Here is a 13,265-nt window from a genome sequence, read left to right as displayed (position 1 = left end):
TTCTAACCAGTCGAGCCTAAAACGTGAACTACTTAATTGGATTCGCGCTGATAGCATTTTATTACGCGATTGGCAGCCTCATCACTGAAGTTCTACATCTGCCTTTTCCCAGCAGTATCGTCAGCATGCTGCTGCTCTTCGTCAGTCTGACCACAGGTATCGTTCCCGGTCGATGGGTCAAAGGTGCCTGTACCTTGCTCATCATGGTCATGCCATTGTTCTTTATTCCAGCCAGCATGGGGCTAATGGATCATTTTACGCTGCTGATATCTGACTCGCTGCCCCTATTAGGCGCAACGATTTTAAGTTCACTGGTTGTATTAGTAGTCATGGCAAAATGGTTGGATAGAGAAAGGGAAGAAAACTGAACAATGTGGATCATCGCAACATTGATCGTCTACGCCATCGCCAGACAGATCGCGCTGAAACTGCGTCACCCAGTATTTAATCCATTGCTACTGAGCCTGATGGTATTAATGCCAATGGTGATTTACAGCGGCGACACATATCAAATCTACTTTGACCAGAACAAAGTCATTAACTTTATGCTGGGACCCGCAGTGATTGCACTGGCATACCCGCTTTATGAACAGATGCATGTCATCCATCGGCACTGGCGAACCATTTTGATTACCTGCACCCTTGCAAGTATTGCTTCTATGGTTTTGGGCTCGTTGATTGCAGTTTGGTTAGGTGGCGATCTGCAAATTGCGGCATCCGTTTTACCCAAGTCGGTTTCAACACCCTTTGCATTGAGCACCGCTGACCATATCGACGGTATACCAGCCGTTACAGCAGCTCTGGTTGTGATTGCTGGACTTTTCGGAGCATTGATTGGATATCCACTTTTAAATGCGCTGAAAGTTAAGTCGTCACTGGCGAGAGGATTATCCATTGGCGCAGTCTCGCATGCTATTGGGACCGCGAAGGCCGCTGAGAGCAATTATCAGGAAGGCGCAATGAGTTCTCTGGCCTTGGTCATTTGCGGCATCATCACGACCATTCTCGCGCCCTTCATCTATCCGGTTATTGTTTATATTGTTAATTACACGGGATTTTGACCTATCTCAAATGAAATCGAAATCATGTGAGTTCACCCTAATTTGTGCAATGACAGAATCCATTGCACTTTTTAAGTGATCATGATCACATCAATTTAGCCCTAGTTAGCTTTAGAATACTCTCCCATAACACGAGCATTGGAGCGAACATGCGAGCTAGCGTTCAGGAAGCAATTGCAGCTTTACCTACTCCGTTCAAAGAAGCAGTGACTAAGATTGTCTCTGCACCCGAATTTGATGCCACAATCAGCGCTCAGGACTTTGCAGCGCTGCTTGAAGAAACTGGCCTTTCAGATGCCGAAGCGCGCGTTGCATTGTTGCCAATTGCCGCTGCTTATTCTGTTGCCCCAATTTCAAAGTTCTATGTTGGCGCGATTGTGCGTGGCCAAACTGGCCGCCTATATCTTGGTGCTAACATGGAATACGAAGGTGTTCAGCTCAATCAATCTGTTCATGCAGAGCAATCGGCTATCAGCCATGCTTGGCTGAAAGGCGAAACTCAACTCACTGACATTACCATCAACTACAGCCCTTGCGGCCACTGCCGTCAGTTCATGAACGAATTGAAAGGAGCGGAGTCGCTAGAAGTTCAATTACCTGAGCGTGACGCCAAACTACTGCACAGCTACCTGCCAGAAGCATTTGGTCCGTCAGACCTTGGTATTGATCAGCCGTTGCTCGCTCCGGTTAATCATGGCCTCACAGCGCAGGAAGACGATGAGCTCATCCAAGCTGCAGTAGATGCGACCAACCGAAGCCATGCACCGTACACCCGCAACCTGAGTGGTATTGCGATTCGCGATACCAAAGGAAATGTCTACACAGGCATGTATGCGGAAAATGCCGCATTTAATCCGAGTTTACCTCCGCTTCAGGTCGCACTGAATTTAATGAACCTGGCAAATACGCCTCTGGCTGATATTCAGGACGTAGTTCTGGTTGAAACAGCCAATGCCAACAACAGCCACCTTCAAGACACTCAGGCAATGCTTGAAGCGTTAAACCCAGATATTCCTTTGGGTTACCTCGCGATTTAATGTACGGCCGAAGCACTTAAATCAAAAAACGCCGGATAATCCCGGCGTTTTTACGTTTACCCCTTCCCAAGCACGTTTTTTTCGCTAGTATCGGAACACTTTTTCTATTTCCTACACGCACATGAGCCAACAACACAATCCTATTCTTGGCGCCACATGGATGCTTACCGCCGGACTATGCTTCGCAATGGTTAACAGCCTCGCGCAGTATGTGAGCTTCAAAATGCAGCTGCCTTCTACCACAGTGGCATTTGTCCAGTATTTCATCGCACTGATTGTCATGCTCCCTTGGCTGAAAACCATGGGAATCCGTCAGGCATTGAAAACCGATCACCTTGGCATGCATTGCCTGCGTGTCTTTTTCTCGGTCATCGGTATCCAACTCTGGCTGTGGGCACTAGCTTATCCTGTCCCAATCTGGCAAGGCATTGCGCTTCTGATGACTTCACCGCTGTTTGCCACCATTGGCTCAGGTCTTTTCCTCGGTGAGAAAGTGGGTCCTGCCCGTTGGTTTGCAACCTTAAGCGGTTTTGTTGGTGCCATGATCATACTGGAGCCGTGGGCTGACGATTTTAACTGGGCAACACTCCTGCCAGTGGGTGCAGCCTTCTTCTGGGCCACTTATTCACTGATGGTGAAAAAGCTGTCGCACGACGATTCACCAACCACCATGGTTGTTTATCTTCTATTGCTGATTACGCCATTCAACATTCTGTTGGCAGCGCCTGATTGGACGATGCCAAGCGGTCAAACTGTTTGGTTGATGCTCTTGGGGGCTGGCTTGTTGACCGCACTGGCTCAGTGGGCAATTGCCAAGGCTTACGCCGTGGCGGATGCTTCTTTCGTACAACCATTTGACCATGCAAAACTGCCACTGAATGTTCTATTCGGCTTTCTGGTATTTGGTTGGGTACCGCCGGGGAGACTCTGGCTTGGCGCCGCGATCATTGTTGCTGCGGTGTTCTTTATTACCCATTGGGAAACGCGAAAACCGGCCAATCGCTGATAGCACCAAGACTTTTAACCGTAAACACCCCCTAAGCCGCTCAAATCGAGCGGCTTTTGTTATTCACCCCTTCTGAGCTTTTCCAGAACAAAAGATTTTCAAGTGTCTCCAGGAAGAAACAAACGTTTGCGCAAACGTTTGCTTAAGGTAGAATTGCGGCCAGACATTTGAATGAATGGAAGAAAATCATGATTGGTACTGCTACCCGTCCAGGCGCGACCCGCGTCCTCCTTTTAGGCTCTGGTGAACTTGGTAAAGAAGTGGCGATTGAATGCCAACGACTTGGCTTGGAAGTCATCGCTTGCGATCGCTACGCTGATGCGCCAGCGATGCAAGTTGCCCATCGCAGTCATGTGATCGACATGTTGGATGGTGATGCACTTGCTGCCGTAATTTCTGAGGAACAACCTGACTATGTTGTGCCAGAGATTGAAGCCATTGCTACCGATCGTCTGGTTGAGCTGGAAAAATCAGGACTCAACGTGGTTCCAACCGCGCGAGCGACACAACTCACGATGAACCGTGAAGGTATTCGCCGACTTGCTGCCGAAGAACTCCAGGTTCCTACTTCTCCTTACGCGTTTGCTGATACTCAGGAAGTCTTCGAAAAAGCCATTGAGCAAGTCGGTTTTCCATGTGTTGTTAAACCAGTGATGAGCTCCTCTGGGAAGGGGCAGAGCGTCGTGAAATCTGCTTCTGACATTCAATACGCCTGGGACTACGCGCAAGAAGGCGGTCGAGCTGGCCGAGGTAAAGTTATCGTCGAAGGGTTCGTTGAGTTCGATTATGAAATTACTCTGCTGACCGTTAGCGCTATCGATGGCATTCATTTCTGTGCACCCATCGGCCACCGTCAGGAAGACGGCGATTACCGCGAATCATGGCAGCCACAGGCAATGAGTGAAAAAGCACTCAAAGCTGCTGAAGATGTTGCGCGCAAAGTGGTCACTGCGTTGGGTGGTTATGGTCTGTTTGGTGTGGAACTTTTCATCAAAGGCGATGATGTAATGTTTAGTGAAGTCTCCCCTCGCCCACATGACACTGGCATGGTGACACTGATCTCTCAGGATCTCTCTGAATTCGCCCTCCATGTTCGCGCCTTCCTTGGCCTGCCTGTAAACTCGGTTCGTCAGTTTGGACCGTCAGCTTCTGCTGTTATCCTTGCAGAAGGTAAGTCAGACAACCTGAGTTTTCAGGGACTCACTGAAGCATTACGTTACAGCGATACCCAGGTTCGCTTGTTTGGTAAGCCAGACATTAACGGCCGTCGTCGTTTAGGCGTTGCACTGGCTACTGATAGCAATACCGATTCTGCCGTCAGCAAAGCCGTGAGCGTCGCTTCATCTATTCAGGTGGATTTCTAAACCCCGACAATCGCGCATAAAAAACGCCACCTTACCAGGTGGCGTTTTTGTTTCCATTACATTTATTACGACTCTATCAACCAGACTTCTTCTGCAAAGAAATCCGCGGTTTTACCTTTAGGGGGTCTATCCGCCTGCTCATCTCGGTTTAGATGGGTGATCTTATAGCCATTAAACAATCGGCGTACTTCGTCACCCTCCACACTGAATGGAGGACCATCCATTTGCTCTTGGGGATAATGAAGCGTCACCAACAAGATGCGTCCGCCCGGTTTAAGAAGCGACAACAGCCTTTCAGCATACTGTTGGCGCAGGGATTCCGGCATGGCGATCAGCGCAGCGCGATCATAAATCAGAGGATACGTTTCTAACGGCGCAGTGAAATAATCACCGGCATAGATAGACAGCTCATCGAATTGATACAGCTTCATCGTCGGGCTCATCGACGTGACCGTCGGCGTATAAAGATGCTCTGAAAAAAACGCACGAACAGCAATTTCACTCAGTTCAACACCGACGACTTCGTTGTGCTTGGTCGCCAACCAGCTCAGGTCGATCGACTTTCCACACATGGGAACGAAAACCGCATCCTCACGTTTTGGATTGAGCAAAGGCCAGTACTTCACCAGAAGCGGATTGGTGTCGGAGAGATGAAAACCGATGCGATTTTCTGCCCATCGGCTGTGCCAGAATTCCTGATCCATGTTGTTTTTCTCGTTGTTGCTTTCCACATAAGGGCGACATCTTAACAGTGTCACTCAGCCGGAAAAAACCATTTATCCAAGGCGAAAAGGATCATATTCGTGATCAACTTCGCGATGTTTTCCACTTTTCTATTGTTTTTTGATTAATTTATAACTACTGTATACACATACAGTATTGGATATTCGTACAGGAAAACATGATGAAACAGTCGTTTGCGATCAACCAATCCGTTCACCATACCAATATGACCCGTTCTGCCGTTCGCGAGCATTACGCACGTCTAGCCGCTGGTGCACGTAGCTTTCACCAAGCTCATCGCTTTCAAAGCAATGACGCCTTACTATCTGGTGATTCCGTTTCCTGTGATTTGGTCTCTGTGAATATCTATCAGAACAATATGAGCGAGCTGGCTTACCTGCTGAGATTGTTGAAAAGCCTCGCAGAGAGCCACAAGTGGATCACCCTGATTGCGCCACCATCTAATTTTTCTCTTTCGCTTTTTACAAAGGCTGGCATTCAACAATCACAAATCCGTATTGCGCGCCCAACTGCAACCCACGATGCACAGGCGCTAATGAATAAAGCACTGGCATCTGACACCTCAGCCGCTGTCATTGGCTTCGGTGAGCTCAGTCAATTTGCAGAGTCTGTGTCAGAATCGGAAATCCACACACCGGGTTTCGTGATTTCTGGTATCCCGGAGCAACTTCACTGATCTGCACCTCAAAACAATATCGAACACTGCCTCGCGGCGCTTGGAGTCATTATCGATCTAAGTGCCGCGAAACCTTTTCAGAAGCTAGATAAATATTGCGGTTTCAACAGCATCAGCAAGCCATAATTTCCCATTTCTGAACAGATTGTCGCGCTAAGTCGTTGCCTATACTCAGCCTTCACGAAGTGCGATCGAGGAATACTTGGTTTTGAGCAATAAATTGGATTTAAAAGCACTGACCGCCTTGGTCATAGGATCCATGATCGGTGCAGGTGTGTTCAGCCTTCCTCAAAATATGGCGGCAGTTGCGAGCCCTGCGGCGGTGACCCTTGGCTGGCTGATCACCGGATTTGGCATGATATGTCTGGCTCTGACCTTTCAAGAACTCACTTTAAGTAAACCTGAAGTTCAGGGTGGAGTCTTTGGCTACGCGCAAGCTGGTTTTGGCGACTTGTGTGGATTCTTCTCATCATGGGGATACTGGCTTAGTGCTGCGGTAGCGAACGTTTCCTATCTTGTGATTGTGTTCAGTACACTCGGGCTTTTCTTTGATACCCCTACTTTCAAACTGTTTGGAGATGGAAATACTCTTCTCTCAGTTGCATTGTCTTCAGTGCTTATTTGGTTGGTTCACACATTGGTTTTGAGAGGTGTACAAACCGCCGCTATCGTCAATTACGTTACTACCATCGCCAAGCTCATCCCGATTATCGTCTTTATCATCGCTACGTTTATTGCCTTCAAATGGGACACGTTCACCTTTGATTTCACCGGAGTGAACATCGCTAACGAGCCAAGTCTGTTTGACCAGATCAAACAAACTATGCTGATCACTGTATGGGTGTTTATTGGTATAGAAGGAGCTGTCGTCGTATCTAGCCGGGCAAAGAACACCAAAGATGTCGGACGCGCAACCATTCTTGGCTTGTTGATTTGCCTGTTCCTGTACGTGTCCGTCACCTTACTTTCTATGGGAGTAGTTTCAACGCCTGAGCTTGCCAAACTGCAAAACCCTTCAGCGGCAAAGATCCTCGAAACCCTGATAGGAGAAATCGGCGCAGCCATTATCGGCATAGGTCTTATCATCTCAGTTTCCGGTGCGTATTTAAGCTGGACATTGCTGGCGACAGAAACCCCATACACTGCAGCAAAGATAGGCATGTTTCCCAAAATATTTGCAGAAACAAATCAAAACGGTACACCAACTTATTCTCTCTGGCTAACCAGCTGCGCAGTGCAGCTTTGCCTTATTCTGATGTTCATGATCGGTGGCGGGTATGACGACTTGCTGACCATCGCGTCGGAAATGATTCTGGTGCCTTACCTGCTCGTGGCTGCTTATCTAATGAAGCTGTCTTTCTCTGAACTCGATACATTCAAAGTAAAAGCCATTGCATTTTTGGCGACCGTTTACGGCATCTGGCTGCTTTACGCATCCGGCATTCACCATCTTTTGCTGGCGACGCTGCTTTATCTGCCGGGCTTGGCTTTTTACATTAATGCAATGCAGGAATCTGGAAAGCCCGGTTTTAATATGAGAAATAAGATTCTATTGGGTGTGATTATCTTCGCCAGTGTCTATGGCGTTTACTTAGTTGCTGAAGGGGTGAAGCTCTAGAAAAGAAAACACCGCGTACCAGGCGGTGTTTTCGTTATAGGTTAACCTGAAGGAAGTCCCGGTCTCCTTCATGTTGGGTAATCAAAGCACCGGTTTTCCGTCGGATCTTATCCAGCTCTACTGCATCCAGAGCGTAGGGAAGAAATACATTCAATGCTTCAATATGCTGCCTCTTGGCCTCTTCCACCAGCGTGACAACATTAGACACATCGCTATAAAGTGATGAGAGAGAATGTGAGACCGAAAGCGTAAACGCTTCGCTAGGAAAGAAGCCTTCGTAACTTTCAACCTGCCGACGCTTGAATCGGCTGAGCTGAGCCGTGAGTGCTTCAAAAAACGTCCAGTGTTGGCGACTGGATTCACACAGGAACTGCGTGTAATCAAAGCTCACGACATGATGGTTTTGCTTATCTGTACTGTCTAAATATCCCGTCATAGCAAATCCTGTTGCTTTTATCATTCTAGAGATATTCCAAGCGGCTTTTTCTGTTTCGGCTCTTAGTGTTTCTTAGCTCCAAACTGGCAAGCAAAAAATAGAATGTCGAAGCCTGAGACGTTATCGAAAGCCTGCTTGGTTAATGTTCAACTTATCATCCACTATATGTGTTTTTCGAGATTAATCTCGCAAATAAACAAGAAGTTTGGGCTTGATCAGCGAATAACTTTCTCTGTCCAGAAAACCCACCAATGTTCTCTACAGGGCTTTAACACACAGTTAAAGAGCGCCGATAAAAGGCTACAAAAAAACCAGCCCGTAGGCTGGTTCTTCAAGCTTAGATCTGTGTACGATTAAAGTGCTTTATACAGTACTTTGTTACCAGATTGGATACGCTCTACAACACCTTCTTCAGCAAGTTTCTTCAGCGCGCCTGTCGCCCAAGATGCCGCTTTAGAATCTTCCTGACCTGCTGCCAGACCGATACCTTTCGGGTTGATACCTTCCGCGTTCTCGCGAACGATATCCAACACTTGCTGTTGTTTAGGGGTCAGCGAAACTTCCGCAACCACTTTGGCTGGTGCTTCCACTTTTTGCTCAACTGCCGGTTTTTCCGCTTTAACCGCTTTTACTGGCGCTTCTTTCTTCGCAACAACTGCTGATGCAGATTTTGCTGCTTTAATGTGTTTCTGAAGCTTAAGTTGAACTTTACGTTTGTGAGAGATCTTCATTAAATCGTCCTACTCCGACGTACTGCATTGAAAATTACCGACAGTCTTCGAAAGCGAATACTCGTTCCAAAAGCCCGTTTGGGAAGGCAAAAGCGTTGTTTTACTTCCCTAAACCAGCCTTTTATCACCACTTCGGTATCAAGCAGAGTTAAAAACAAAGCGCGTTTTATACCAAAAATCCCCCGCGTTTTGTAGCACTAACGACGACTGAGAATGAAAGTTGAGCCAAGTGTCGGAAACTACACTTTATTTTGTTTGGAATTCGACCGATAGTATTCAGTCAAGCAACAAAGCTTTAGTGATCGAACTAAGCTTTAAAAAGGTAAGATAAGGAAACAACCACCAAGTGAGTAAACGTTTGCTGATTTACCCTCCCCACCAACAAGTAGGTAAATACTTCCGCGTCGCTGTGTTGATCCTGGCGATGGTGGTGGTGACGTTTATCTTGCTGAACCCTCAGGTCAAACCTATCCCAGCCTTGATTGGTTTATGCCTTCTGGGCTCACTGGGTGTGTATATTGGCTTTGTTATTGACCAACAACGTCTCTCCTTTTCTCTCACAGACATGCACATACAGCACCACACGCCGAAGGGTGGCTGGAGCCTGAAGTGGCGAAACATCTATCAGATTGGCATTCCTTCCGTTTCGCAGGAGGGTTGGCATCAATCCCTACCTTGGTTTGGCGTCAGGCTGAAAGACTACGAACCTTTCCTGGAAGGCATCAGTTACCGTCTAGCAGGTCAAATCATCATGGAGCAGCGAGGGCTTTTGCTTAGCGCTTACCGACGCGCAGAAGAGCCAATGAATAGCAAACTTGAGGACATGATGTTCGACGACACACCCTATACATCAGAAAGTGGCAAAGTCTACAAAGGACTAGTCGCCATGCTTGCGAACAGAATGAAGTACACTCGGGAGTTGCTGGGTTATGACGTGTTTGTCAGTGAAGATCTCTTGGATAGGCCATTAGAGGATTTTGTTGGGTTAACACGGCAGTATTTAGCTTCTGCGGGCAGAACACCCGCAGAAGAGTAATTTCTTACCAGATCGGCATATTGTCCGCCACATATGGGTTTTGCTGACGCTCAATGCCGAAAGTCGACGTCGGTCCATGACCCGGCACGAAAGTGATGTCATTGCCCAATGGGAACAGTTTCTCTTTGATTGAGCTAATCAGGGTTGCATGGTCACCTTTCGGGAAGTCTGTACGACCAATACTGCCGTTGAACAATACATCCCCCACCCAAGCCATACGATCTTCTTCACTAAAAAGCACAACGTGACCTGGCGTATGCCCCGGTGTATGAATCACTTTCAGAACACTTTCACCCAGTGTGACTTCATCGCCGTCTTCCAGCCATTGGTCTGGGTCAAACGCCTCGGTACGGGCAAAGCCAAACATTTCGCTTTGAGCAGGTAACGCCTGCAGCCAGAACGCGTCCTGCTTTTCTGGGCCAATCACAGGTACATTGTAAGCAGCACGGACCTGTTCAGTTCCACCAACATGATCCAGATGGCCATGGGTCAGAAGCACTTTAACTACGTTCACACCGAGCTCGTTAACCTTTGCCACCAGTTTGGACACGTCACCACCTGGGTCAACCAGCGCCGCTTCGTTGGTTTTATCACACCAGATGATGGAACAGTTTTGCTGAAACCCCGTAACAGGAACGATTTCGTACTTCAAAGCCATAAGAAAATCCGTATAAATGCAAAAATCAGCGAAAGCATAACATGCCCGCGTTCTCATTTTAACGAGAACCGTTCCTTTAGAGATCCTTGTTCGCATGCGGCAACAGTAATTAAATGAAATTCAATACGATCAACGAATTGGAAAGAATGCTGCTTACTTTGTCATCAGTTTGAAAACAGTCTGACACCACTATGTCACCCATCTGACAACTCCCCTTCATCTAAGCGAATTAAATTTAACGTCGAAGGTTGATTTGTTTTGATCATCAGATGGATGCCTATGAACAAAATCTCAGTGCGTACCGTGTGGATTTCAGATCTGCATCTGGGAAACAAGGATTGTAAAGCGCAATACCTGCTCGATTTTTTAAACCGACACACCGCCGAAACCATCGTTCTTGTTGGTGACATTGTCGACTTCTATTCAATGAAATCGAGTCACCATTGGCCTGAATCACACAGTCAGGTCTTATCACTTCTGCTCAAGCGTGCCCACGATGGTACCCGCCTTATATACATCCCCGGAAACCATGATGCTGCTGTACGTGATTACCTCAAGTTTGATTTTGGACGCATCGAAGTACGCGCAAGATTCGAACATGAGACTGTCACAGGAAAACGCATTGTGGCTGTGCATGGAGATGAATTCGATAACGCAGTTTGCCACAGCAAACTGACGGAAATCGCGGGTTACGTTGGTTATGACTTTCTGTTGTTCCTTAACAGATGGTGGGCAAGGCTTCGCCGTAAGGCCGGATTCCAGTATTGGTCTCTCGCGTCTTACATCAAATCAAAAGTGAACTCCGCCAACGTGGCAATTCAGCGATTTGAAAATGCAGCCGTGCAATTCGCAAGACGCCGTGGCGCAGACGCCATTGTATGTGGACATATTCATCACCCAGACATCAAGCAGTTGGAAGGTACCTTTTATTTCAACGACGGAGACTGGATTGAAAACTGCACCGCTCTGCTCGAACAGCACGACGGAACCATCCAACTTATCCGTTGGACAGAAAAGGCCACACTGCTGGCAGAAGCTGATGCTTTTGTGGATCACGAGTTAGTCAAACTGCGCGAAGAAAAAGAAAGTATTGAAGCCGCCTGAGTTCTCGCATTGAGAATCAGGGGAACAAGGACAGACATGTTTAGTATTGAAGACGTTATTGCAAAAAACTACCCAAACATCGCTGACAAACGATGGATTTCACGTCCCGTCAGCTCCACACTCCGACGCTTACTGCACGAAGAAGCCTTCCAGGATTTTGCTGAAAAATACCCCTACCTAAAAGGCTTTGAATTCGTCGAACAGGTGCTGGATTACTTCCATTTCAGCTATGCCACCAGCGACCGCGAACGAGAGCGTATTCCTTCAACTGGTCGTGTTGTCATAATTGCTAACCACCCTATCGGGTCGCTTGATGGACTGGCATTACTGAAGCTGGTTCGCGAAATTCGACCTGACGTCAAAGCGGTAGCAAACAATCTGTTGATGCAGTTAGAACCTATGCATAGCTGCCTGCTGCCAGTAAACAATATGTCTGGTAAAACACCGAAAGAAAACCTGCGCAAAATCGATGAATGGCTCCAAAACGAAGGGGCACTTATTATCTTCCCAGCAGGTGAAGTCTCCCGCTTAAGCCCTACCGGTGTGAAAGACAGCGCCTGGCACCATGGCTTCTTGAAAATGGCGACTAAAGCTAAAGCGCCTATTCTTCCCATTCATGTTGATGGTAGAAATTCTGCCGTTTTCTACGGTGCGTCAATGGTTTACAAACCGTTATCGACCTTGCTGCTGGTGAATGAGATGTTTGGTCAGGAAAACAACACCATCAATCTGACCATTGGTGAAACCATCCCTTTCTCCAGCTACCATGCCAGCGCGAATTTACCTTCAAAAACTCGGGTGAAGCTGTTTAAGAAACACCTCTACAGTATCGCAAAAGGTAGATCGGGAGAGTTTCCTACCGAATCAGCCATAGCTTCACCTGAACCCAGGCTCAAGTTAGCGAGTGAGCTGGAACAGAGTGAATTACTGGGTGAAACTCCAGATGGTAAGTCCATCTATCTTTATCGCTATAAAGATGAATCCCATGTAATGCGGGAAATTGGACGCCTGCGTGAAGTGGCTTTCCGTGCAGTGGGTGAAGGCACAGGGCAACGCCGAGACATCGACAAGTACGATCAACACTATTTCCACTTGGTACTGTGGGATCCAAAAGTAATGGACATCGTTGGGGCATATCGTTTCTGCGATACTCAGGCCGTCATCGCTCAACATGGTTTAAAGGCTGTCTACACCCATACTTTGTTCGACTATGGCCACGGCATGTCAGACGTGCTGAATAAGGGTCTTGAATTGGGTAGAAGCTTTGTGCAACCCAAATACTGGGGCAAGCGCAGTCTGGATTATCTTTGGTTGGGAATTGGTGCATTTCTGGCGAAGCACCCTCATTACCGCTATCTCTTTGGTCCGGTCACCATCAGTAATGCGATGCCACAAGCTGCGAAAGAGCTGCTCATATTCTTCTACCGCACTTACTTTGGCGCAAACGAGACCATTGCCCGCTCCAAGCGTCCCTTCAATCTCGATAGCCAAAAAGAGCATGAACTACTCGCTCATTTCTGCGGTGATGACTATCAGAAAGATTTGAAGACACTCAAGATGCTGTTGGACAATTTGGGGACGGGGATTCCAACCCTCTATAAACAATACAGTGAGCTGTGTGAGCCGGGCGGAGTGCAGTTTCTTGATTTCAGCATCGACCCAGATTTTGCTGATTGTATCGACGGCCTAGTGATGGTGGACATGACCAAGCTGAAAGATAAGAAACGTCAGCGGTACATTTACCCGCACATAAAAGAGATTGAACTGGTTTGAGAACTGAAAAAGGCGCCTCGG

General features: G+C 47.5%; 14 protein-coding genes. 10 read left to right on the top strand and 4 right to left on the bottom strand.

Annotation, left to right across the window (positions count from 1 at the left end; all coding sequences use genetic code 11):
- The first annotated feature begins 23 nt into the window (after nt 1-23).
- The 5 genes from GCE9029_RS04480 to purT all read left to right on the top strand — a co-directional run bounded on the left by GCE9029_RS04480 (nt 24) and on the right by purT (nt 4,468).
- Nucleotides 24-368, top strand: a complete 345-nt coding sequence (locus GCE9029_RS04480; protein WP_062661217.1) for a CidA/LrgA family protein — start codon at nt 24-26, stop codon at nt 366-368.
- 3 nt (nt 369-371) lie between these two features.
- Nucleotides 372-1,061 carry an LrgB family protein gene (locus GCE9029_RS04475; RefSeq protein ID WP_062661216.1) on the top strand — a complete coding sequence of 230 codons (690 nt, stop codon included), beginning with the start codon at nt 372-374 and terminating at the stop codon, nt 1,059-1,061.
- Nucleotides 1,062-1,210: 149 nt separating this feature from the next.
- Complete coding sequence (gene cdd, locus GCE9029_RS04470) at nt 1,211-2,098, top strand: cytidine deaminase (RefSeq protein WP_062661215.1); 888 nt, start codon at nt 1,211-1,213, stop codon at nt 2,096-2,098.
- Between the two features lie 121 nt (nt 2,099-2,219).
- Complete coding sequence (locus tag GCE9029_RS04465; RefSeq protein WP_082804274.1) at nt 2,220-3,104, top strand: DMT family transporter; 885 nt, start codon at nt 2,220-2,222, stop codon at nt 3,102-3,104.
- Between the two features lie 188 nt (nt 3,105-3,292).
- Entirely contained in the window at nt 3,293-4,468 is a 1,176-nt protein-coding gene (purT, locus tag GCE9029_RS04460) for a formate-dependent phosphoribosylglycinamide formyltransferase (RefSeq protein ID WP_062661214.1), read from the top strand.
- Between the two features lie 65 nt (nt 4,469-4,533).
- Here purT and GCE9029_RS04455 read toward each other — a convergent pair whose 3' ends face one another.
- Nucleotides 4,534-5,172: a thiopurine S-methyltransferase gene (locus GCE9029_RS04455; RefSeq protein ID WP_062661213.1), complete on the bottom strand. Its 639-nt coding sequence runs from the start codon at nt 5,170-5,172 to the stop codon at nt 4,534-4,536.
- Between the two features lie 197 nt (nt 5,173-5,369).
- Between GCE9029_RS04455 and GCE9029_RS04450 the strand changes: the two genes are divergently transcribed.
- Nucleotides 5,370-5,888 carry a hypothetical protein gene (locus GCE9029_RS04450; RefSeq protein WP_231870037.1) on the top strand — a complete coding sequence of 173 codons (519 nt, stop codon included), beginning with the start codon at nt 5,370-5,372 and terminating at the stop codon, nt 5,886-5,888.
- A 208-nt stretch (nt 5,889-6,096) separates the two neighbouring features.
- Nucleotides 6,097-7,506: a basic amino acid/polyamine antiporter gene (locus GCE9029_RS04445; RefSeq protein ID WP_062661211.1), complete on the top strand. Its 1,410-nt coding sequence runs from the start codon at nt 6,097-6,099 to the stop codon at nt 7,504-7,506.
- A gap of 34 nt (nt 7,507-7,540) precedes the next feature.
- Here GCE9029_RS04445 and GCE9029_RS04440 read toward each other — a convergent pair whose 3' ends face one another.
- Both GCE9029_RS04440 and GCE9029_RS04430 read right to left on the bottom strand, forming a co-directional pair.
- Nucleotides 7,541-7,942, bottom strand: a complete 402-nt coding sequence (locus GCE9029_RS04440) for a hypothetical protein (RefSeq protein WP_062663120.1) — start codon at nt 7,940-7,942, stop codon at nt 7,541-7,543.
- 353 nt (nt 7,943-8,295) lie between these two features.
- Nucleotides 8,296-8,673, bottom strand: a complete 378-nt coding sequence (locus tag GCE9029_RS04430; RefSeq protein WP_062661209.1) for a MarR family transcriptional regulator — start codon at nt 8,671-8,673, stop codon at nt 8,296-8,298.
- 346 nt (nt 8,674-9,019) lie between these two features.
- Between GCE9029_RS04430 and GCE9029_RS04425 the strand changes: the two genes are divergently transcribed.
- Complete coding sequence (locus tag GCE9029_RS04425; RefSeq protein ID WP_062661208.1) at nt 9,020-9,709, top strand: DUF2982 domain-containing protein; 690 nt, start codon at nt 9,020-9,022, stop codon at nt 9,707-9,709.
- 4 nt (nt 9,710-9,713) lie between these two features.
- Here GCE9029_RS04425 and GCE9029_RS04420 read toward each other — a convergent pair whose 3' ends face one another.
- On the bottom strand, nt 9,714-10,367 hold the full coding sequence (locus tag GCE9029_RS04420; protein ID WP_062661207.1) for an MBL fold metallo-hydrolase: 654 nt from the start codon (nt 10,365-10,367) through the stop codon (nt 9,714-9,716).
- 279 nt (nt 10,368-10,646) lie between these two features.
- Between GCE9029_RS04420 and GCE9029_RS04415 the strand changes: the two genes are divergently transcribed.
- Nucleotides 10,647-11,471: a UDP-2,3-diacylglucosamine diphosphatase gene (locus GCE9029_RS04415; protein WP_062661206.1), complete on the top strand. Its 825-nt coding sequence runs from the start codon at nt 10,647-10,649 to the stop codon at nt 11,469-11,471.
- Nucleotides 11,472-11,507: 36 nt separating this feature from the next.
- The gene (gene olsF / locus GCE9029_RS04410; RefSeq protein WP_062661205.1) at nt 11,508-13,244 is read left to right on the top strand and encodes a bifunctional ornithine lipid synthase OlsF; all 1,737 of its coding nucleotides are present in this window, start codon (nt 11,508-11,510) and stop codon (nt 13,242-13,244) included.
- Nucleotides 13,245-13,265: the final 21 nt, after the last annotated feature.

It is taken from the genome of Grimontia celer (assembly GCF_900055185.1).
Classification (GTDB): Bacteria; Pseudomonadota; Gammaproteobacteria; order Enterobacterales; family Vibrionaceae; genus Enterovibrio; species Enterovibrio celer.
Note: the sequence above shows the minus strand (reverse complement) of the source record. Positions and strands in the feature narration are given on the sequence as shown.

Coding starts and splice junctions, on each gene's coding strand:
- GCE9029_RS04475 (WP_062661216.1), top strand. CDS start 372: ATGTGGATCATCGCAACATTGATCGTCTACGCCATCGCCAGACAGATC.
- cdd (WP_062661215.1), top strand. CDS start 1,211: ATGCGAGCTAGCGTTCAGGAAGCAATTGCAGCTTTACCTACTCCGTTC.
- GCE9029_RS04465 (WP_082804274.1), top strand. CDS start 2,220: ATGAGCCAACAACACAATCCTATTCTTGGCGCCACATGGATGCTTACC.
- purT (WP_062661214.1), top strand. CDS start 3,293: ATGATTGGTACTGCTACCCGTCCAGGCGCGACCCGCGTCCTCCTTTTA.
- GCE9029_RS04455 (WP_062661213.1), bottom strand. CDS start 5,172: ATGGATCAGGAATTCTGGCACAGCCGATGGGCAGAAAATCGCATCGGT.
- GCE9029_RS04450 (WP_231870037.1), top strand. CDS start 5,370: ATGATGAAACAGTCGTTTGCGATCAACCAATCCGTTCACCATACCAAT.
- GCE9029_RS04440 (WP_062663120.1), bottom strand. CDS start 7,942: ATGACGGGATATTTAGACAGTACAGATAAGCAAAACCATCATGTCGTG.
- GCE9029_RS04430 (WP_062661209.1), bottom strand. CDS start 8,673: ATGAAGATCTCTCACAAACGTAAAGTTCAACTTAAGCTTCAGAAACAC.
- GCE9029_RS04420 (WP_062661207.1), bottom strand. CDS start 10,367: ATGGCTTTGAAGTACGAAATCGTTCCTGTTACGGGGTTTCAGCAAAAC.
- GCE9029_RS04415 (WP_062661206.1), top strand. CDS start 10,647: ATGAACAAAATCTCAGTGCGTACCGTGTGGATTTCAGATCTGCATCTG.
- olsF (WP_062661205.1), top strand. CDS start 11,508: ATGTTTAGTATTGAAGACGTTATTGCAAAAAACTACCCAAACATCGCT.